The sequence below is a fragment of the Clostridium sp. UBA1652 genome, assembly GCF_002320975.1.
Classification (GTDB): Bacteria; Bacillota; Clostridia; order Clostridiales; family Clostridiaceae; genus Clostridium_T; species Clostridium_T intestinale.
The window spans coordinates 93,142-115,858 of sequence record NZ_DCLI01000090.1 but is presented as its reverse complement, the minus strand read 5'-3'; the positions used below and the strand labels follow the sequence as shown (position 1 = coordinate 115,858).

Below are 22,717 nucleotides of genomic sequence, written 5' to 3'. Positions count from 1 at the left end.
AAATGTTATTAAATGGTTCAGAGATACTAATACAATGTCTAATAGAGCAGGGAGTAGATACTATATTTGGTTATCCTGGAGGAGCAGTATTAAATATATACGATGCTTTATATAAATACAGGGATGATATAAGACACGTGTTGACTTGCCATGAACAAGGTGCGTCTCACGCTGCAGATGGATATGCAAGAAGTACAGGAAAGGTTGGGGTTTGTCTGGCAACATCAGGACCAGGAGCAACTAATTTAGTAACAGGAATTGCTACTGCATATATGGATTCTATACCTATGGTTGCAATAACGGGGAATGTAACCAGACCATTACTTGGTAAGGATAGTTTTCAGGAAGTAGACATTACAGGAATAACCCTTCCTATTACAAAGCATAATTTCATGGTGAGAGATATTAATGAATTAGCTGATATTATTAGAGAAGCTTTTAGAATCGCTCAAGAAGGAAGACCAGGTCCTGTGCTTGTAGATATTCCTAAAGATATAAGTGCACAAAAGGGTGCATATATAAAACAAGAACCAGTGAAAGTTAAGAGAAAAACTGAGTTTATAACAGATAAGGCTCTTGATGAAGTTGCAAAGCTAATAAATCAATCCTCAAAACCATTTATATATGCAGGTGGAGGAATAATCAGAGCAGATGCATCAGAAGAATTGATGGAATTTGCAGAAAAGATAGATTCTCCTACAGCTACATCATTAATGTGCATGGGAGGATTCCCAGTAACTCATCCACTATTTACAGGAATGATTGGTATGCATGGAACTAAGGCTTCTAATCTAGGAGCTTGGGAATGTGATTTATTAATAGCAATAGGTTCAAGATTTAGTGATAGAGTTATAAGCTCTAATTCTAATCTTGAAGGGGCTAAAATAATTCATTTAGATGTAGACCCAGCAGAGATAAATAAGAATGTTAAAGTTGATGCAAGTGTAATAGGAGATGTAAGGGAAACATTAAGAAAACTTATTCCTCTTGTAGAAAAGAAAAATAATAATGAGTGGACAGAAAAAATAAAAGGATATAAGGATTCTGTGAAGAATTTAAATAGTAAAAAAGAAGAATTGACTCCAGAATTTTTATTTGAAAAAATAAATGACCTCACAAATGGAGAAGCTATAATAACAACAGAAGTTGGTCAACATCAGATGTGGGCGTCACAGTTTTATAAACATATGAAACCAAAAAGATTTGTAACTTCTGGAGGCCTTGGAACTATGGGCTTTGGACTTGGGGCAGCTATAGGAAGTAAGGTTGGAAATCCAGATAAATTAGTTATTAATATTGCTGGAGATGGGAGTTTTGCAATGAACTGTAATGAGCTTGCAACTGCCTACGCTCAAAAGGCGCCAGTAATTACTATAATAGTAAACAACAATGCACTAGGAATGGTAAGACAGTGGCAGAATTTCTTCTACGAAGAAAGATACTCTCATACCAGTATAAACAGAGGGACTAATTTTGTTAAGCTTGTTGAAGCTTATGGAGGAAAAGGATACTTAGTAGAAAAAAGGGAAGAATTAGAACCTGTTTTAAAAGAAGCCATCAATTCTTCAGTGCCAGTAGTTATTGACTATAGGGTGCATGAGGATAAAAAGGTGTTCCCAATGGTTGCACCAGGAGCACTTATAAATCAAATCATATATGAAGAAGATGTATAAATAATAAGGGGGAGCTAAAATGGCAAAAATGTATTATGAAAAGGACACAAATCTTGAATTATTAAAAGGAAAAAGAGTTGCAGTTATAGGCTATGGAAGCCAAGGACACGCTCATTCACTTAACCTTCATGAAAGTGGAGTAGATGTTGTAGTAGGACTATATGAAGGTAGTAAATCGTGGGAAAAAGCAGAAGCAGCTGGATTGAAAGTTTTAGATACAGCAGAAGCGGTTAAAACTTCAGACGTAATAATGATATTAGTACCAGATGAAAAACAAGCTAAATTATATAGTGAAAAAGTAGCACCAAATCTTACAGAAGGAAAAGCTTTAGTATTTGCTCATGGATTTAATATTCATTATGGACAGATAGTTCCTCCTGCAAATGTAGATGTATTTATGGCTGCTCCAAAAGGACCAGGACATATGGTTAGAAGAACATATACACAAGGATCAGGAGTACCATGTTTAATAGCTGTACACCAAGATTACACTGGAAACGCTAAAGAATTAGCATTAGCATACACAAATGGAATAGGTGGAGCTAGAGCTGGAGTTTTAGAAACTACATTTAGAGATGAAACAGAAACTGATCTTTTCGGAGAACAAGCTGTTTTATGTGGAGGAGTTTCAGAACTTATAAAAACTGGATTTGAAGTTTTAGTTGAAGCTGGATATGCTCCAGAAAATGCTTACTTTGAGTGTTTACATGAAATGAAATTAATAGTTGATTTAATGTATCAAGGTGGAATGAGCTTGATGAGATATTCTATAAGTGATACAGCTGAATATGGAGACTATTCAGTAGGTAAGAGAATAATAACATCTGAAACTAAGAAGGAAATGGAAAAAGTACTTCATGAAATTCAAGATGGTACATTTGCTAAAAACTGGTTAGTAGAAAATCAAGTAAACAGACCAGCGTTTAATGCAAGAAGAAGAATAGAAAAAGAACATCAAATCGAAAAAGTTGGAAAAGAACTTAGAGAAATGATGTCTTGGATCAATGAAAATAAATTAGAACAATAAAAAATAGCTAATTAGCCTAGGGACAAGAGAACTTGCTTCTCTCACAAATCTTTCGCCAAAAGATATAAAGTCTCTAGGCTTTTTATATTATTAATATAAAGTAACATTTTTCTTAATATTTGCATAAATATTAGTATAAGATAAAAAATCACTTGCTTTTGTAAGTGTATATGATAAAATATGAAAGTGTAATAATATATTTGTGAAAGGTGGGATGTATATAGAGTAAGAAAAAATAAGGTTTTAAGAAAATTTTATACAAGCGCCAGAACTTAAGAAGGGATCGGGTATATACTTTTTGAGTTGACGAGGGTTGGGGTTTATCGAATATTTCGGCGGGTGCCCCACGGTATCGCACTACCGTTAACGAAAGGACAAAACTAGGGAGCAATTTCTAGCACAAATCCTATCAGGTGTTAAAGCAAAAAAACTAGGGCTTTTGGACCCTAGTATTTTTATACCCTTTTTTAGTAAAAAAATACAAAAATTATAATGATTGCAAAAAGGAAGGTAAAAAATATGTGCGGTATAGTAGGTTATTTAGGAAGTAAAAAAGCTTCAGATATATTAGTAGAAGGATTATCAAAACTTGAATATAGAGGATACGACTCAGCAGGAGTTGCTGTATTAAATAACGGAGAAATTGAAATAAGTAAATGTAAAGGAAGATTAGCAAATCTTGAAGATAAATTAGAAAAAAATCCTATAGAAGGATCATTAGGAATAGGGCATACTAGATGGGCTACTCATGGAGAACCATCAGATGTAAACTCTCATCCACATTCAAATGAAAGCGAAACAATCAGCGTAGTTCATAATGGTATAATAGAAAACTACGGAAGATTAAGAGAATGGCTTAAAGGTAAAGGGTATAAATTCTTTTCAGAAACTGATACAGAAGTAATACCTAACTTAGTTGATTACTACTACAAAGGAAATTTATTAGAAGCTGTTATGGAAGCTACTAAGAAAATGGAAGGTAGTTATGCTATAGGAGTAATATCTAAAAATGAACCAAATAAAATAGTAGCAGTAAGAAAAGACAGCCCTCTTATAGTTGGTTTAGGGGAAGGCGAAAACTTCATAGCATCAGATATTCCAGCAGTTTTAAACTATACTAGAGATGTTTATTTACTAGAAGATAAAGAATTTGTTGTAATAGATGAAAATGGAGTTGCTTTATATAATGAAGATGGAGATAAAGTAGAAAAAGATGTTTTTCACGTAACTTGGAATGCTGATGCAGCAGAAAAAGGTGGATATGAAGACTTCATGATAAAAGAAATTCATGAACAACCAAAAGCAATAAGAGATACAATGACTTCAAGAATTGCCTTAGGTGAAAAAATCAAACTAGATGATATCTCTCTTACAAAAGAAGATTTAGATAAAATAGATAAAGTATTTGTAGTTGCCTGTGGAACAGCATATAATGCAGGATTAGTAGGAAAAACAGTTATAGAAAGATGGGGAAAAATACCTGTTGAAGTAGATATAGCTTCTGAATTTAGATATAGAGAACCATTAATAACTGATAAATCTTTATTAATAGTTATAAGCCAATCAGGAGAAACAGCAGATACCTTAGCAGTATTAAGAGACTCAAAGAAAAAAGGCGCTAGAGTTATGGCTATTACTAACGTAGTAGGAAGCTCAGTATCAAGAGAAGCAGATGATGTAATATACACTTGGGCAGGGCCAGAAGTTGCAGTTGCATCAACAAAAGCTTATATTACAATGTTAATAGCATTTGATATATTAGCACTTTATATTGCTGAATTAAAAGGAACATTAACAGCAGAAGAGATTGAAGAAATTAAAAAAGAAATGCTTACTTTACCAGAGAAAGCAAAACAAGTTATAGATAACAAAGATATAGTTCAAAGATTTGCAGCAGAACACTATATGGAGAAAGATATATTCTATTTAGGAAGAGGTGTAGACTATGCAATAAGCGTAGAAGGATCTCTTAAAGTTAAAGAAGTAACTTATATCCATTCAGAAGCTTATGCAGGTGGAGAATTAAAACATGGTCCTATAGCTTTAATAGAAGAAGGAACTATGGTTATAACTACTTTAACTCAAAGAAAGTTAATAGACAAAATGGTTAGTAATATAAAAGAAGTTGTAACAAGAGGAGCTAAAATAGCAGGAATTTGCTATGAAGGAGAAACAGAGATTATGGAATCTTTAGACTATCCAATAGAAATTCCACAAACAAGCGATTTATTAGCACCAGTTTTAGCAGTTATACCTCACCAATTAATGGCTTATTATATAGCTAAAGATAAAGGCCTTGATGTTGATAAACCAAGAAATTTGGCAAAATCTGTAACTGTAGAATAGTTTTTATGATATAAAGTTGTTATATTATAAAATAAATACTTGAATTGTAAAATAAGATAAATAGTTGTTATTACAATAAGTTTTGTCAAATATAATGATTTTTATTCAAAAGCACTATTAGAGCAAAGTATTTAAAAAATATTCATATGGGGTGAATTTATGAATAACAAGTTAGTAGAATTATTAGCTGAATATAAAGAGGAAAAAAGATGTCTAGAAATGGGTATCGAATGGTTAGTAGAAAAAGATTATGCTATAGGCAAACTTGAGAAAGTTAATTTAATAATAGCTGATCTTGAAAAATTAATAATTTAATATTTATAAAATACACATTCTTTTTACGAGTGTGTATTTTTTAGTTTAAATTAGGTTTTAAATTATGAGTTTTACTAGAAAAAATGAATATAAGGCATTTGTTAAAAATAGATTTTATATAGAAATAATAAACAAACAACATGTTTTTTTAGAAATTAAAAGATTCTAATAAATCATTTAGTTTCAATTTTATTTAAAAACTACTGCCTATACCTAAGATTTTAGAAAAATCTTTAACGCTTATCTCTCTATAATGTACATTCTTGGATTTATTATATTCCTTAATAAAATTCTTCTGTGAAATCATATAATTCTTGGATAAACACTTTTTAAAATTAAATTTTGTTAATTATTTTAACTAAATGGATATAAAAGGTATATGATTGATTTTTAAGAAACTTTCAAAAATTCAAAAATATTATATCTTCATATAAAAATAGTAAACTTAGATTAAATTGTATGAAGAAATTTTATCTATTAAAAATGAAGAAAAATATAATAGAATGAGTAGTATGATTAAGAAAAGTAATTAGTTAATTCTCTTAAATGGAAATGATTTGAGTTAACAATATTACATGAATGAAAAATTATTGTTACAGATAATTTAATAAACAATTGAGGGGAGGGAAGTATTACTAATTTATTATGGTAATACTATGATGTTATGAAGAAAAAAGCAATATCAGCTTTACTTATTGTTTCACTATTATTTGGAACAGGTATACAAGTATTGGCTGAACCTTTAACAGAAGAACAACAGCAAATACTTGATGAAAAGGGCGAAAAGGTATCAGAAGCTCAAAGCAAGTATGCGGAACTACAAAATAAAGTAGACGAGCTAGATATGCAAATACAGCCAATAGCTATAGCAGTGGAGGAAAATATTGAAAAAATTTCAGATGCAAATAATCAAATAGAAAGCATAAAGAAACAAATACAAGAAACAAAAAAAGAATTAGAAGAAAAAGAGGAGATATTTGGATTAAGAATGCGGGCGCTTTACAAATCTGGTGGACAAGCAAGCTATATTGGGATTTTATTAAGTTCTAATAGTTTAGGTGATTTAATTGCTAAAGCTCAAGCTGTCGGAAAAATAATGAGCTTAGATAAACAAATTATAGGTGATCTTGAGGATAAACAAAAAGAGTATAATGACCATATATCCAACTTAGAAATTAATATTCAAGAAATTGAATTATTAAATACGGATAATAAGGTTAAATTAGATGAGCTGAACAAGAAAAAAGAAGAACAAATGGTATACATAAATCAGGCTAAAGAAGAATATGAAAAGTTTGCTAGTGATTTAGCAACAACAGAGAGAGAATTATATAAACCATTTAAAACTATAATTGATAATTCTGGTAGTACAGTTAATGATTTAAATAATGCTATTTCAACTTTGAGAGAGTTAAGAAAGACTATGAAGAGTTCAGATATTGATAGTGAGTTAGTAAACTTAATTGAAAAAGCAAAAACGCTTGTTCAACAAAAGCAAGCACCAGTTTCTACCCTAAGTAGAGGAGGAAATGTTGCACCTACGAATAGTTCAGCATCAAGTTCAACGTTGCTTTCCATAGCGTATAGTAAATTAGGTGCTAAATATGTTTATGGCGCTAATGGTCCTAATGTATTTGATTGTTCAGGATTTACACAGTATGTTTTTAAACAAGTAGGTATATCTTTATCTAGAACTACATTTACGCAAATAAATGATGGAGTTCCTGTGAGTTATTCTGACTTACAGCCAGGAGACTTAGTATTTACTAGCCCAGGACATATGGGAATATATGTAGGTGGAGGCCAAATAATACATGCACCTCAAACTGGAGATGTGGTTAAAGTATCTAAAATTTGGTCATTCTATGCAGCTAGAAGAGTAATGTAGAGAAAAATACTATGGTGGGGTGCTTTTATTGATTATAGAAGTTTTAATTACTATGGGTATAATATTGTTTTCTGTTCTTACAATATATACGAAGATAAGAAAAAAATCTTCATGTTGTTGTGAAGGAGGAAATGAATTGAAGGAAAAATATAAAAAGTAATATGAATTAAAGTACATTTTTATAATCTCTCCATAATCTCTCCATAATTGTATCTTAGAATATGTATATAGACTAAGTATTAAATATAAGGAGAGCTGAGATATGAAAAAAAGATTTTTAGCGTTAATTGGTACAACCGTATTAACAATAGGTTTGGTAAAGATAGCATATGCAAAAGAAGACATTTATCCTAATAAGTCTAACGTTAATTTATCAATGATGTCTGAAAAGAACAAAAATAGCATGATAAATATAATGAAAGAAAATGGATTTGAAAATGTTGCTAATGCTATGGAAAATAGAGACTTTGAATATATGAGTGAGTTTATGAATAATATGACCGATGAACAATACAATAAAATGATAAATATCATGAAAAATAACGGTTATGAATCAATGGGCAGAATGATGGAATCTGTAGATAAAGAGGTTATGATTAATATGCATAGCTCAATGATGGGAAAAGGCAGTGCACAAGACTCCAAACAATAAACTAATAATTATAAGGAGAATCTCATGATGATTTGAGATTCTCCTTTTTTATGCCTTTATTTATGAATTGTATCCTCATAAGGAATAATATAACTTTATTTTGAATCCATATTTGTAAGACAGATGAGATAACTTAACGGTAAATAAGTAGTTTTAAATTTATAATTAGTGATTAACAATTAATAAAATAAAACTAAAATGGAGGAAAAAATATATAAATTTAAATGTTTTAAAGTAATAGGAAGTTCTTTACTATTAGCATTGGCTTTAGTATCGTGTGGAAACTCAGCAAAAGAGGAAACTAAAACACCTAATACAGAAGATCAAGTTGAAGAGAAAAAAACATCATACATATTCACAGCTAATGAAGGTGGAAGTATATCTATAATAGATATTGCTACTAAGTAATGAGGATAATAATGTATCTATAATTAATGATAAAAGTTATAAGGTTATTAATAATGTAGCCGTTGGGAAAGGACCTCATGGTTTTAGGATATCTGCAGATAGTAAATATGCGTATATTGCTAACATGGGAGAAGACACAGTAAGTGTAGTTGATATTGCAGGAAATAAGAAAATAAAAAAATAAAGGTAGGAAGTACTCCAGTAACTACAGGGGTGACTGAAGATAGCAAGACATTAGTGGTTACAATAAATGCTGAAAATTCTATAGCAATAGTTGATTTGAATTCAGATAAAGTTGAAAAAATTGCAATAGGAATAGGGCCAGCCCAAGTTTATTTATCGCCAGATAATAAATATGCATATGTTGCTAATCAAGGAACTGAAAAGAATACTTCTAATACTGTTTCAAAAGTTGACTTAACAACAAAACAAGTAGGTGCAACGATAGAAACTGGAAAGGGAACTCATGGTGTAGTAGTAAGTTCTGATAATAAATTCGTATATATTACTAATATGTATAATAGCACAGTTAGTGTTATAGATAACAGTACAAATAATGTAATAGATACCATTTCAGTTGATAGTATACCTAATGGTATAAGTATTAATGTAGATTGTCAACTACTTTTGACCCACTTTTGCAAATAAAATTGACCCATCAATATTTAATTTATAACGCTAAGATCATACCCGCTTTCGCGTAAGCGGCACATATTAATTTCAATACTTTTGGTGCTTTGACTAATTTTAATATACTTAGATATTTCTATAAGCCTATCTTGAAGTATATCTATATTTAGTGCATCGATAGGATCTTTATAATAAACTTTTTCAGGAATAGATACTACAACTTTTGTAGCATCATCTTTTCCTTTGTTTATTAAATCTTCCATACTCATAAAAGTACTAGACCCCTCAGAGGAAAGTTCATATCTCTTAAACGGTCTATTATATACGTAATTAGTATATTTCTTCAATAACCTAACAAAATAGTCATAATTAATTGAAGTGGTATTGGCGACAAACTCTTTTGCTGCTTTTTTTCCTTCATTATTAAATATATGTATAAACTTTTCATAATCTAAATATTTATGATCATGTTTCATTGTAAAATCCTCCTATTTAATCCCCTTTACTCTATAGCTATCCCCTGTTATACTTATTAAGTGACAGTGATGCATTAGTCGATCAAGTATTGCAGTTGCAGCTAATTTGCTAGTAAATATTTTATCCCAATTACCTAGTGGTATATTGGTAGTTATTATTAGAGAGCTTTTTTCATATCGTTGGCGGATGATTTGAAAGAATATGCTCTCTTTTTCTTTATCCATTTGAAAATGACCTAATTCATCAATTATTAATAGATCTACTTTTCGCAAGGCTTTAAATTTACTTTCTAAAGAGCCTTGAAGATAGCTAGCATACAACTTGTCCATAAATTCTTGAGCTGTAGTAAATAATACCTTAAACCCATTTCTACAAGCTAATACTCCTAGTGATATACTAATATGACTTTTGCCGACGCCTGGCGGGCCGATTAAAATTACATTTTCTTTGTTATTTATAAATGTTAGTGTCTCTAAATCCCTTACTTTAGCTTCATTAATTTTATCAGGAAAGGAAAAATCAAATCCATCCAATGTTTTTATTCCCTCAAATTTTGCAGCCTTAATATTACGCTCAGTATTTCTTTCTTTTTTTCCTTTAGCCTCGATGTCTAATAATCTTGCTAAAAATTCTCTATGTCCAAGATTATTTTCGATAGCGTAAGCTATTTCTTCTTCATAGTTTAACTGAATATCTAACAATTTAAATTGCTTAAGAAGAGATTTAATATGGTCTGGTGCTGTGTTAATCCTGTCTTTCATAATTAAAACTGATCCTCCTCATAATAAGATAAATCACGGCTAGTTTCACTTATAGTAAGGAGTTCATCTTCTGAATTCATGCCTTTTACAATATTAAAATACTGTGTTTTTAATACGGTTTTTATAGCTTTAATTTCATAGATATTATTATCAATACAATACTTTAAAATTAAGTCTAAAGAGTCGATATCATATAACTCCTTGAATTTAATTATTTGACGCAAGTGATAACTAGGTTGCTTTAAATAGGGAATACAATTTTTGTAGAATACCTTCCCGTTAGAAAATGTATTTTCAAATTGTCTTATTATTTCAGGGATAGATTTTGGTGCAATATTATTTAAATCACCATAGTGAGTGTCTATTGTAATCATTTTCCCCTTATCTTTTATAATTTCATGAGATGCAATTATATCTAAAGCTTTATTAAATATTTCTAATTTATATCCTAATGTTATTCTAAATGATACTTTTTTACCTACATATTCAACAGGTACGCTATACTTTACAGCATCTACAGAAATATATGAATCTAAACTTACTTTTCTCTCTTTAAGGTCACAAATTATAAAAGGTTTACTTCTTAACGGTATTAAATGTGGAGATTCTTCTAGAAAGAACTCATTTGTTATTCTTCGCGTAGTTCTGTGGACAGAATTATTAGCTTCCTCTATAAATATATCAGCTGCTTGATTTAATTCAGTCATAGAATTAAACTTATTTCCTTTCACAAATTGTTCTTCAATATATTGAAAAGGTCTTTCTACTTTACCTTTGGGTCTCGCCCTGTAAGGGTTGCAGGCATTTAGAGATATTCCTAGATAATGTGCTAATCTTAATGCATTAGTATTAAAATTAACTTCATCCCCAGCTTTATTAGAATCTACTAAAGCTTTTGGATTATCTATTAATAATTCTTTTGTTACGCCTCCAAATTTCTTAAATAATAAGTGTATTGCTTCATATGTAGCTTCGCCGTCGCAAGACTTAGAAAATATAATAGCTTTTTTCCTTGATGCTGATAAAATTAATGAAAAACAATAAACTGTTATTTTTTCACCACCTATAGTCATTACATAATGTGCCCAATCAAATTGTGATTGATCACCTAAAGGTGTTTCGATACGTTTCGTAGCTTTTAATGGAATATTAATTTTATCTTCTTTTAGTTTATTTAAATATCTGTATACTGGCGATATGCTTCCAGCATACCCAATTTTCTTTAACTCTCTATAAATTCTTGTCCCAATGAAGTTATATTCGGGATCAAGGTACCAAACTCTGATTTCTTCTAGATAATCATCAATTTTTGTTTCATATTCTCGCTTCTTATAATTAGGTTCTTCTTCAAATCGTATTAATCTTTTAACTGTATTTCTGGATATTTTTAATTCTCTGGCTATTTGCCGAATCGGAACTCCTTTCTTATACATTGTTTTGACTGTTATCCAATCTCTCACATCTTTCACCTTTATTCCTCCTAATCTTTGGTTCAAAGATTAGGATAGTTTATCCATTATAGGTGGGTCAACTTTACTCGTTAAAGGTGGGTCAGTTTTAAGTATAAATCAACAGTGTAGTGAACATCTTCATATATTTGTTCAAGCTTATTATTAGTATCATTGTAATTATTTAAGATTTTTTTTGAATAATTTATTCTGTATTTTTTGCTAAATAAGTATCGTAACAAATTCATCATTAGTATTCTCTCCTTATGTTTTCTTATCTATAAATTAATTATAAAAAAGAATTATGGAGGAATTATGGAGGTGTATATTATTCTATAAATATAGTAAAAAAGCTTTGATAGGACTTATATTATCAAAGCTTTTTAGATGCAATTTTAAAGACAAGAATTAACTTTACTTGCAATCTTATATAATATTTTATAATCATCGCCAAATGTACATAAAGACTCACAGTTTTTATATAAGTTAGAAAACAATATATATCTTAAAGTGATACATTCTATATCTTTGAAAGATGGACGTTTTAATTGTGTAATTATTTCTTTTTCTCGTAAATCAGGCGCTACTAGAAAAAAATTAGATTCTTTTGAACCTAGTGATAATCCTAAATCAATTAATCGCAGAATTCCTGAGTATATAGAAGTACTTTTTTCAACTTCGAAAGCACATTCAATTTCATTGGATTGCTTATTTATCCAGATAACATCAATAAGTGATATTGTCCTTAAGACTTCTTTGGGAAGAGATAGAGATGGTAGTTCAGGAATAGTAATAAACTCCAAGCTTTTACCATTAAGAGACCTTGTCCTATCATTTATTGCAACAAAAACATCATAACCTAAGGAATTACCAATCTCAGTTAATAAAAACTGCATTTTAAGATGTTCGGATTCTTCTTTAATTTCATTCTGGACTTCGAGATGGCGTTTATTTAAAGCCTTCTCTAATTTAGCTTTTTCAAATTTTAGTGATACCTCCCAGTTTTCAGTCAAAGAAATTTTACCAATACCTATATCGAATAATAATCCAGAGATTGCACCTAAGTCTTTTGACAATAATGGATTAAGTTCTTCATTCGTTCTTATAATTGCTTCTCTCATTTGTAAATAATCAGTCCATGAACCAAGCTTCTTTTTATCAGAAAATATAGCATTAAAACCATTTACCATAGCTGTATTAAACGGAGGTATTAGTGTAGGATGCAAAAAATAAAGTATATTTGCTACAGCAGGGCCTAGACCTTTAATTTTATAACTATCTAGTTTTATAATTTCTTTTATTAGCTTATCTGCACTATTAGCTGATAAACAAGATTCTAAGAATTGTCCAAATATTATTTTATTTTCTTCATTCTCATAAATATCCGGAATTCTAAGTTTTGGTTTCCAATAGAACGGATGAGCAGCACCTTCAAAAACTTGTTTTTGTTCAGTAATACATTTTAAAACAAATTCAAGTGGAGAACCTTTAAAATCATTTCCGAATGAGTTAGTTTTAATAGAATTAATAATATCAATTACTCCTCGACGAATAGATCGAAAAGCTTTCATTCTAGTTTCATTATGTATAAACCAAGTGTTATAGACTGATTCTGAATCTACCTTATATTGATTAACAATTTCAATTAATTTTGTATCACTCATTATTTATGCCTCCGATAATATACATTATGATATAATATAGAATAACATAAAATGTAAGTAATTTATATAAAATGGTAATGAAAATTATAAAAAATATATATGATAAAAAGTGTTTATTTGGCTTGAATACTTATATTTAACTTAATGTTTAATAATATGGAGATCTTATAAACTAGTAATTATTAATATCACATATTACCAATAAAGTTTCATATATATAATAAAATAATAAGTAAAGTAAATTAATAAAAAGTAAAACATATCAATGGGATATATTTTACTTTTTAATACTTTAGATTTATATCTAATTATTGATTTTAAAGTATTCAACCATAGAGCTTAGATCCTCTGTCATTGAAGTGAGGTTAGTAGATGTTGAAGAGATTTCTTCCATAACAGCTATTTGCTCCTGAACGCTTGAACTTATATCTTGAGAAGTAAGGTTTAATAACTTTGTATTTTTAACTATTTGATTCATGTTTTGTGCAATATTATCAGTCGATTTAGTCTGACTATTAGATTGTACAGATATTTCTTCTATAGTATCAGTTAATATGTTCATATTCTGTATTATATAATTAATTTGCTTTTCAGTATCTTTTGCAACAGAAGCTCCAGCATAGACCTTACTTTCCGTTAACTGAATATTACTAACAGAAATACCTATTTTAGATTTAATATCTAAAATCATATTTTCAATATTATATGCTGCCGAAGCACTTTCTTCTGCTAGTTTTCTAACCTGATCAGCAACTACAGAAAAGCCTTTACCTTGCTCACCAGCCCTAGCGGCTTCTATTGCAGCATTTAATGCTAACATATTTGTTTGATTAGCTATATTAGTTATCATTGAAGTTATTTCACTTATTTTGTTAGATAAACTATCTAAATCACTTATAGTATTTTTAACTTTTTTTGTTGCATCTTCAATTTCTTCCATTGTAGAGACTACAATATCAACGGATTTTTTACCTTTAAATGAATAATCTCTAAAGGTTAGTGAATTATTTTTTGCTTCAATAGCAAGTTTAGAAACACTGCTTGAGCTTAAGGATATTGAATCTATATTTATGCCTGTTTCTTCTACGCTTTTAGATATGTTTTCTATACTGTCTGTAATATTAATAATCTTCTTTCCTATATCATTTGTTACATTAGTTATACTATCAATAGAGTATGATAGGTGCTCGCTACCTGAATTAACTTCAGTAGAAGTAAATTTTATTTTACTTACAATGTCTTTGAGGTTCTTGCCAGTATTATTTAAGGCAGTAATAAGTATGCTTAATTCATCTTTAGATATTGTATTTAATTGATCGGTTAAGTTTCCATTAGCTATGTCTTTAGCAAAAGAGATACTTTTTTGAAGTGGTCTTAAAATAGATGAAGATATAAGGATAGTCAGTATAGCACTTATAATTATTGCTATTATAGAGAATATCATAACAACTTTTACTACGTTATAATAAATATTCATACTGATCTCATACTTTTGTTTTGATTCGTCGATATTATTTTGAGCTATAATATCTATTTTTTCTTCTATACTTTTAAATAACTTAGAATTCTCCTTTGAGAGAGCTAAAGCCTCATCGGTATTATTTTGCATACTTTTATCAATTACGTTTTTTTGTTGTAATCTGACTTTAGATACAGTGTCTATTATAGTATTTACTATATCTATGCTATTAGCATGAGTAGATTCCTTATATTTATTTAAATTTTCAATTATTCCATTGTCATAAGCATCATCTAGATGCATTGTATGTTCTTCTTTTTCTTCTAATGTTAATGATAAAAGTACATTTTTTTCAGCTAACTGAACTTTGGCTACATAATATTGAGCATCTTTTATATAATTTATATCGGATACTTTATTATACATATCCTCAACATTATGATTTATTTGCTTCATATCATATAAGCCTACAGTGGCTAATAGAAACATAAAACTTAAAGTGATTCCAAAGGAAAAAAATAATTTTTTTCTTATAGTATATTTCACGTGTATTTCCTCCAATAAATAGTAGTTGTATATAAATAGGATAAATAAGTGACTACCTCATTTTATTAATAAGTAATCTTAATTACCACATTTTACATAAGAATATTCTATAAAATAATTATGTAGAAATTATGTAAATACATTTAAAATAATAATCCTATCAAAATGTTTATTTGATAGGATTATTACGGATTTGTATTTATATAAGATTGTAAGAATACAGAAGCCTATAGGGGAAATAGGCTTCTGAAAATGTAGAAACTTAATTTATAATTCTACAATGAAAAAGTTATTAATCAATCAAATAAAACTGAATATCAACTGATTACAATTATATTTTAACAAAAAACTATGTAGAAATTATAAAGAATTAAGCAAAGAATCACTTAAGTGGTAGCTCTATAATAAATTTAGTTCCTTCATTAAGTTTACTTTTAACTGATATTTTCCCATCATGAGACTCAACAAGTCTTTTAGTAATAGTAAGACCTATACCGGAGCCACCAGTATTTTTAGCTCGAGATATATCACTTCTATAGAATCTTTCAAATATATAAGGAATATCTTCCTCAGGAATACCTATTCCGTTATCAATAACTTCTATTAGTATAGTATGTTTTTCTTTCTTTAGTATTATTTGAACTTTACCATTTGGTATTAAATATCTATATGAATTTGAAAGTAAGTTATTCATTATCTGTCTAAACTTATCTTTATCTACTTTTAAGTTTATATCTGGAGTTATTGAACTAGTTAACTGATAATTTTCTTTAATATATAAGGGTTTAAATGTGTCTATAATTTTTTCTAATTCTTTAGATATGTTAATGTTAACCTTGTTTAAATTAACATTAGTTTCTTCAAGTTTAGCTAAATTACGTAGATTATCTACAAGTTTTGTAAGTCTGTCTATTTCTTCATGAAAAGTTTCTAACCTTTCAGTAGTGGGTTCCCATATACCATCAATAAATGCTTCTAGGTGGGTCTTAAGTGTAGTTAATGGAGTCCTAAGTTCATGTGAAATATCTGAAGTTAATCTTTTTCTAAGCATTTCTTGATTATTTAAAGTTTCAGCTAAATAATTAATAGAATTAGAGAGTTCATATAGTTCTTCAGTATTTGTATTAACTAAGGATCGTACCTTAAGGTCTCCATCTCTCATTTTGTTGGCTATATGAGTTATATTAGTAATAGGTTTTGAAATTTGTTTCGAAATCACTATACTAACTATAAATCCAAAAAATAGAGCAATTATAGTTGATAATATAAATGACTTATTTAGAGTATTGATAAATGTAACAGAACCAGCGGATAGATAAGAAGTTCCAAAGTAACCAATAGTCATAGCTCCTATATTTTTATCATTTTTAGTTAAAATGTAATCGCTTTCAGTGTAATCTTCTAGAGTCATCATATAGAAATTAGTGGTTGATGATTCCATCATATTTTGCATCATATTTCTGTGTTGAAGGTGGGAGCTTCCTGAAGTATAAATAACATTATTATTTATATCTTTAATCTCTATATATAATTCCTGAGTTTCAGAATATCTTTGTATTTCATCTTTATTTATATTTGAGAATTGATCTTGTTCATTGTATATATCTTCAACGAGTTTTATTATGCTATCAATTTTTGTTTTATGTTCGTGAACTAAATATTGTTGAAAATTTTTGTTTACATAATAATTTGAAATAAAGCTTGTTAATATAAGTGATATTAGAACAGTTATATGAAAAGCTATGGATAGTTTTTTCACTAACGATAGTTTCATAAGGTCATCTTAGTAGGGCTTTCAATAAATTTATAACCCATACCATAAATAGTCACTATATATTTAGGATCTTTAGGATTATCCTCAATTTTTTGGCGAATATTTTTTATATATGTATCTATAGTTCTATCAAAACCTTCATAATCTACTCCAAAAGCTTTATCTACTATCTGTTCCCTTGAAAGTACTTGATGAGGATTTGTGATGAACACAGTAAGTACTTTAAACTCGTTAGTTGTTAAACTTATATTTATATGTTGCTTTTTAGCAACAAACTTATTTATATCTACTTCTAAATCACCATTATTAAAAACTAAAACATCATTTACTGGAATTGTATTTCTATAAGTTCTCCCAAGAAGTGCTTTTACCCTTACAACAAGTTCACGAACACTAAAAGGCTTAGTTAAATAATCATCTGCTCCTATGGATATTCCTTCGATCCTTTCATCTTCATCCACCTTTGCAGTAAGCATTATAATTGGAATATTGGATGATTCTCTTATGATAGTACATACTTTTTCTCCTGAAATTTTAGGAAGCATTAAGTCTAATATAATGAGGTGTAGTGTCTCTGTATTATAAATATTTAATGCAGACTCACCGTCAATTGCAGTAATTATAGTAAAGTCCTCTTTTTCTAAATAGACTTTACATACATCTAAAATATTTTGTTCATCGTCAACAATAAGTATTTTATATTTATTATTCACAGTATCATCTCCAATTAGAGTAGTATAGTATTATTATATTCAATATAAATAAAAAAACTAGGGAGAGTACCTAGTTTTTTATAAGGTTAGAACTTTTATATTTTCTTTTTTTTAAAAAAGAGAATAATTATTTAATGTATTTATTTCTAATTTCTTCTAGGTTTGCAGAATTCATGTCACTTACTGATTCGATTAATCCAAGTAATTGACCATCATAGAATATTCCATATGGACCGGAGCTATCTATAGTAAATTGTAATTCAACAATTCCCTTTTTCCCTGTAAATTCTTTAACTAAATCTCCCGTATACATATCTTTTATGAAAAAGTCACTTTCAGGGTTAACGAAAGAAGTCAAATCTAATGAAAGATTGGTATTAATACCTTTATTAATTACAATAATAAGTGGATCTATCTCATATCCAATTCCTTTTATGGTTATTTCTTGATTTTTGCTTGAAATTTTAGCTTTTTTTACTAATCTATCAGTAGACACCTTACTTATATCATTCCCGTAGATACTTGGCTTTATCTCTTGTGAAGCAGATTCAGAGGAAGTATCACCAGAGGAGTCTCCACTAGTTCCAGATATAGAATCAAGATCATCTACGACCTTTATAGTTCCACCAATCATACCCATCCAACAACTAAACTTAATATCCTTACTTCCTGGAGTAAATTCTAATATATTTTCTCCACTTTTAAGTTTTAATTGTTTATTTAAAGACGGAATTACTAGGGTGCTATTACAAGAATTAAGCTGTTTTCCATCAACAATTAACCTAACAGGAGTCCCTTTTTCAATATATGATACACTTGGAGTATAGCCTCTGCTACTAGCAGTCATTTTTAAAATTTGAACTCCGTTTTCTAGAGTTGCTTTATTTGAGGAATCTGAAGAAGCAGAGCTTTTGTTATTAGTAGATGAACTAACCTCTCCGTTAGTAGTTTTGATTTCTTCAATCTTTGATGAAAGCAAATTCAATGGGCTAATATTTATGCCAGCTAGTGATAATCCACGGTTTCCCATAATAAGACCAAGAACAACTATAAGAATTCCACTAAATTTTAGTATTTTTTTTGTGTAACTTTTACTTAGAAGTCCTGATATTGCACCGAATGTCAGCATCAGTGGAACTGTACCTAAAGAAAATATAAACATAGATAAGGCACCTTTTACGGCACTGCCTGTACCTAAAGCGAAAAGTTGCATAGTTTGAAGTGGACCGCAAGGCATAAGTCCATTTAAAAGACCTACTAAAAATGGAGTTCTGTTTTTACTCTTATTATTACATGCAAAGCTGGGTAATTTAAGATTGAATCTTCTGAATATACTAAATCCAGCCATATTAAACCCCATCATAACCATAAATACTCCAGCGAATATTTGAAGAATTGCCTTAGCCATAATTGAAAGAGAAAATACTGATCCAATAGCACCAACTATACCACCTAAAATAGTGTAAGATATAACTCTTCCTAGATTATATAACATTGCTGGTTGCATAGATTGAAATTTATTTTTACTTTCTTTTAATAAGCTTTGTGAAAGCATTATACCACCACACATACCTACACAGTGAATAGAAGTAAAAACACCAACTATAAAGAGTACTGCATAAGATGCATTATTAAGTTTTGAATCCATGTCAAAACCACTAGTGTTTAATCCAAGTAGTACAATGGCAGCCACTATAATAAGAAGTCCAATAATCTTATAACCATTAGATTTCTCAGTACTATAACCAGCATTTCGTATGGCTATTTTAATTTTTCTTATTGTACATAAATCTTCATCATATTCAACTATAGCAGATTGCCTAGTATAATTTGCTTTGACATTCAATACTCCATTTAATTTTCTTATAGACCTTTCAACTCGACTTTCACAAGATGTACAGGTCATATCATAGACTTTAAGTCGTTCTCTTTTAATACTCATAAAATCCTCCAATTATTATGTTATATATTTTAAGTTATAAGTAAAATATATAAAATAATTATGTAAGTTATATGAAGACTAAATATGTCTTCATATAATCTTTAAAAATAATTGTTATAATTTTAAAAACATACTATTTTAAAATAAATGTGGAGGAAAAATTATGAATAAAATTTTAATAATAGAAGATGAAGAAAGAGTAGCAGAGATACTGAAAGCTTACTTAGAAAAAGCTGGTTACGAAGTTTTTACTGCCATTAACGGAAGGAGTGGACTCGATATATTTAAAGAAAAAGAATTTAATTTAGTAATACTTGATCTAATGTTACCAGATATATCTGGTGAAGAAATTTGTAAAATGATAAGAAATACATCAGAATTAAATAGAGTTAATATGAATAACTCAGATGTGCATATTTTTATGCTTACAGCTAAAGGTTCATTAACAGATAAAGTTGAAGGATTAAATATTGGTGCTGATGAATACTTAGTAAAACCTTTTAGTCCAAGAGAATTAGTTGCAAGAGTAAATGCATTATTTAGAAGATTAGATTTAAGCAATACAAATAATTCATATCTGTCATTCAATGAAGATAAATTAATTATAGATTATGAAAAAAGAGTAGTAAAAATAAATGGAGAAGCTATTGCAATTACTACAAATGAATTTGATATACTATATACTTTAGTTATAAATAAAGGAAAAGTATTGTCAAGAGAACAAATTATAGACAAAGTTTTTGGGATTGACTTTGAGGGGTATGATAGAACTATAGATGTACATATCAAAAATATTCGTAAAAAAATAGAAGAAGATAGCAGAAATCCTAAATATATTATAACAGTAACTAAAGTAGGATATAAGTTTGGTGGTGAAAGATAAGTGCAGAGTATTAGAAAAAAATTAAGTATATTACTTGCAACATCGTCTATTACTGCAATACTTCTTATAACTTTATTTGTTAATATAAATATTAATATTCAGTTCAATAAATATATGCTAGATACACAAAATAAGAGATATGAGAGAATTGTAGACTATTTTAAAGAAATATATAAAAGAGATAGAAAATGGAGTGAAACCTCTGGAGGGGAATTAATTCATGAAGCTTATATGGGTAATTACTGTTTGACTCTTCTTGATGAAAATAAAAATGTCGTTTGGGGTATGAATCCTAGTGAAATGAGATTTACTAGTATGGGAAAAGACAAGGGGGTATATACATCTAATACATATGAAATAAAAATAGACGAAAAGGTAGTAGGATTTGTTGATATAGGTCAATACTCCTCATTGCTATTAAGCGAAGAAGACATAAATTTCAAAACATCTATAAATACTAGTATTGCAATAAGTGGTATTATTACTGTAATAATCATTTTTGCTATGAGCTTATATTTTTCTAAACAATTCTCTTCTCCAATTAAAGATGCAGTTAATATGTCTGTTAATTTATCTAAAGGAAATTTTGATTTAAAGTCTAATACTAAAAGTAACATTGAGGAATTAGAAAATCTAAGAAGTAGTACAAATATATTGGCTAAAAAGCTTAATTATCAAGATGTGCTTAGAAGAAGATTAGTTTCTGACATATCGCATGAAATCAGAACACCTTTAAATATACTTCAAAACAACCTTGAAGCAATGATAGATGGAATTTTTCCAGTAACTACAGAAAGGTTAAATTATTTGAATGAAGAAGTAATTAGGTTCGGGAAATTATTGGATAATTTAAATACACTGAAAGAGTTCGAATCTGAAAGTATTAAACTAAATTTCCAAGCAATAGTTTTAGATGAATTTATAATGGAAATATTCAGAGATTTTTATATTCATGCGAAAGATAAAGGAATAAAAATGGCTTATAATGTAGATTTCAATAATAATTATACCTTGATAGGAGACAAAGATAAATTAAAACAAGTATTTATTAATTTGATATCAAATGCTATCAAATTTTCTAGAAAAGGAGATACAATTAAAATTAATCTCTATGCAAATGATAAAAATATAACCATTGAAATTCAAGATACAGGAATAGGCATTAGTGATGAAGACCTTCCATTTATTTTTGAGCGACTTTATAGAGGAGATAAAAGTAGACATCATATAGAAGGTAGTGGTATTGGATTGACAGTAGTCAAAAATATATTACAATTGCATTTTGCAAGTATTGATGTAGAAAGTAAAAAGAATATTGGAACAACTTTTACAGTAAAATTTAATAAGTTTGCCAAAATATAAAATTTATTAGTCAAGAACTCCTTCCAGTGGAGATTTGAAAGAGTTTTTATTACTGTATATAAAATGATTATAAGAATATATTTCTTCATATATTCTTCATAAGAATTATTTATTATATAACTGTGGATAAAGAAATTTTTAAAGGAGTTGTAGTAATATGAAAAATACGAAAAAAATAGTCGATATAATTTATTTTCATTAATGGCAGAATTTTTTGTCGGATGTAGTAGAAGTTAAACTTGCTGGTAATGGATGGGTATTTGAAGCTACAATTGAAAATGATAGGTGGATGAGGATAAATCCAAGCCAGATAGGTAGAATTTACTATATAAAAGAATATTTTTTTATATCCAACCCACCCCCGGTATGTGGGGTAGGCAAGTGTTTTAATAAGTCTTTTAAATAGGTGCATGTAATTACATTAAAAGTAGATAGACATACATTGGAGGGAGTAGAATAATGAATCAAGAGAAAAATAAAGCTTTGATGGCATTAAGAACTTCTAAGGGGCAAATTGAAGGAATAATTAAAATGATAGAAGATGAAAGATATTGTGTGGATATATCAAACCAAATTATTGCAGCACAAGCTCTTTTAAAAAAAGCTAATATGCTGATTTTGAAGCAGCACATACATCATTGTGTAAAAGATGCGATAAATAGAAGTAATGGTGAAGACAAAATAGATGAGATAATAGGTATTTTATCTAAGATAACAGACAAGTAAGTATTATAAGATTCGTAAGGAGG

Annotated in this window: 22 protein-coding genes; 14 read left to right on the top strand and 8 right to left on the bottom strand. The window is 28.8% G+C overall.

What is annotated here, in order from left to right; genetic code table 11:
* Positions 1–2: 2 nt before the first annotated feature.
* The 10 genes from ilvB (at position 3) to B3N22_RS19945 (ending at position 8,957) form a co-directional block, all read left to right on the top strand.
* Complete coding sequence (gene ilvB, locus B3N22_RS19990) at positions 3–1,673, top strand: biosynthetic-type acetolactate synthase large subunit (protein ID WP_238903443.1); 1,671 nt, start codon at positions 3–5, stop codon at positions 1,671–1,673.
* A gap of 19 nt (positions 1,674–1,692) precedes the next feature.
* Positions 1,693–2,700, top strand: a complete 1,008-nt coding sequence (ilvC, locus tag B3N22_RS19985) for a ketol-acid reductoisomerase (RefSeq protein ID WP_238903441.1) — start codon at positions 1,693–1,695, stop codon at positions 2,698–2,700.
* Positions 2,701–3,219: 519 nt separating this feature from the next.
* Positions 3,220–5,046: a glutamine--fructose-6-phosphate transaminase (isomerizing) gene (gene glmS, locus B3N22_RS19980; RefSeq protein WP_286909898.1), complete on the top strand. Its 1,827-nt coding sequence runs from the start codon at positions 3,220–3,222 to the stop codon at positions 5,044–5,046.
* Positions 5,047–5,205: 159 nt separating this feature from the next.
* Complete coding sequence (locus tag B3N22_RS19975) at positions 5,206–5,361, top strand: hypothetical protein (protein ID WP_286909894.1); 156 nt, start codon at positions 5,206–5,208, stop codon at positions 5,359–5,361.
* Positions 5,362–6,025: 664 nt separating this feature from the next.
* Positions 6,026–7,249, top strand: coding sequence for a C40 family peptidase (locus B3N22_RS19970; protein ID WP_286909892.1), 1,224 nt, complete (start codon positions 6,026–6,028; stop codon positions 7,247–7,249).
* Positions 7,250–7,277: 28 nt separating this feature from the next.
* Entirely contained in the window at positions 7,278–7,409 is a 132-nt protein-coding gene (locus B3N22_RS19965; protein ID WP_286909890.1) for a FeoB-associated Cys-rich membrane protein, read from the top strand.
* Between the two features lie 102 nt (positions 7,410–7,511).
* Positions 7,512–7,901, top strand: a complete 390-nt coding sequence (locus B3N22_RS19960) for a hypothetical protein (protein ID WP_286909888.1) — start codon at positions 7,512–7,514, stop codon at positions 7,899–7,901.
* 198 nt (positions 7,902–8,099) lie between these two features.
* Complete coding sequence (locus B3N22_RS19955) at positions 8,100–8,309, top strand: hypothetical protein (protein WP_286909886.1); 210 nt, start codon at positions 8,100–8,102, stop codon at positions 8,307–8,309.
* On the top strand, positions 8,296–8,493 hold the full coding sequence (locus B3N22_RS19950) for a YncE family protein (RefSeq protein WP_286909884.1): 198 nt from the start codon (positions 8,296–8,298) through the stop codon (positions 8,491–8,493). The genes B3N22_RS19955 and B3N22_RS19950 overlap by 14 nt, the downstream gene beginning before the upstream one ends.
* Before the next feature lie 29 nt (positions 8,494–8,522).
* Complete coding sequence (locus B3N22_RS19945; RefSeq protein ID WP_349676655.1) at positions 8,523–8,957, top strand: YncE family protein; 435 nt, start codon at positions 8,523–8,525, stop codon at positions 8,955–8,957.
* Between the two features lie 17 nt (positions 8,958–8,974).
* On the opposite strand, the gene B3N22_RS19940 is transcribed toward B3N22_RS19945, so the two are convergent.
* The 8 genes from B3N22_RS19940 to B3N22_RS19905 form a co-directional block, all read right to left on the bottom strand.
* Positions 8,975–9,415: a hypothetical protein gene (locus B3N22_RS19940; protein WP_286909880.1), complete on the bottom strand. Its 441-nt coding sequence runs from the start codon at positions 9,413–9,415 to the stop codon at positions 8,975–8,977.
* Positions 9,416–9,427: 12 nt separating this feature from the next.
* Positions 9,428–10,177, bottom strand: a complete 750-nt coding sequence (gene istB, locus B3N22_RS19935) for an IS21-like element helper ATPase IstB (protein ID WP_286909878.1) — start codon at positions 10,175–10,177, stop codon at positions 9,428–9,430.
* Positions 10,178–10,179: 2 nt separating this feature from the next.
* Positions 10,180–11,646, bottom strand: a complete 1,467-nt coding sequence (gene istA, locus B3N22_RS19930) for an IS21 family transposase (protein ID WP_286909876.1) — start codon at positions 11,644–11,646, stop codon at positions 10,180–10,182.
* Between the two features lie 374 nt (positions 11,647–12,020).
* A complete protein-coding gene (locus B3N22_RS19925) occupies positions 12,021–13,289 on the bottom strand; it encodes a hypothetical protein (RefSeq protein ID WP_286909874.1) in 1,269 nt (422 codons plus the stop codon).
* Between the two features lie 304 nt (positions 13,290–13,593).
* Positions 13,594–15,294, bottom strand: a complete 1,701-nt coding sequence (locus B3N22_RS19920) for a methyl-accepting chemotaxis protein (RefSeq protein WP_286909872.1) — start codon at positions 15,292–15,294, stop codon at positions 13,594–13,596.
* Between the two features lie 382 nt (positions 15,295–15,676).
* The gene (locus tag B3N22_RS19915) at positions 15,677–17,068 is read right to left on the bottom strand and encodes a sensor histidine kinase (RefSeq protein WP_286909870.1); all 1,392 of its coding nucleotides are present in this window, start codon (positions 17,066–17,068) and stop codon (positions 15,677–15,679) included.
* A complete protein-coding gene (locus B3N22_RS19910; protein ID WP_286909868.1) occupies positions 17,065–17,781 on the bottom strand; it encodes a response regulator transcription factor in 717 nt (238 codons plus the stop codon). Before B3N22_RS19910 ends, B3N22_RS19915 begins: the two co-directional genes overlap by 4 nt.
* A 127-nt stretch (positions 17,782–17,908) precedes the next feature.
* Positions 17,909–19,723 carry an urease accessory protein UreH domain-containing protein gene (locus tag B3N22_RS19905; RefSeq protein WP_286909866.1) on the bottom strand — a complete coding sequence of 605 codons (1,815 nt, stop codon included), beginning with the start codon at positions 19,721–19,723 and terminating at the stop codon, positions 17,909–17,911.
* 163 nt (positions 19,724–19,886) lie between these two features.
* Here B3N22_RS19905 and B3N22_RS19900 point away from each other — a divergent pair, with 163 nt between their 5' ends.
* From B3N22_RS19900 to B3N22_RS19885, 4 genes are all read left to right on the top strand, one after another.
* A complete protein-coding gene (locus B3N22_RS19900; RefSeq protein WP_286909863.1) occupies positions 19,887–20,606 on the top strand; it encodes a response regulator transcription factor in 720 nt (239 codons plus the stop codon).
* Positions 20,607–21,968: a sensor histidine kinase gene (locus B3N22_RS19895; RefSeq protein ID WP_286909861.1), complete on the top strand. Its 1,362-nt coding sequence runs from the start codon at positions 20,607–20,609 to the stop codon at positions 21,966–21,968. It abuts the gene before it with no gap.
* A gap of 214 nt (positions 21,969–22,182) precedes the next feature.
* Positions 22,183–22,374, top strand: coding sequence for a hypothetical protein (locus B3N22_RS19890; protein WP_286909859.1), 192 nt, complete (start codon positions 22,183–22,185; stop codon positions 22,372–22,374).
* A 53-nt stretch (positions 22,375–22,427) separates the two neighbouring features.
* Positions 22,428–22,694: a metal-sensing transcriptional repressor gene (locus tag B3N22_RS19885; protein ID WP_286909857.1), complete on the top strand. Its 267-nt coding sequence runs from the start codon at positions 22,428–22,430 to the stop codon at positions 22,692–22,694.
* The last annotated feature ends 23 nt before the right edge of the window (positions 22,695–22,717 follow it).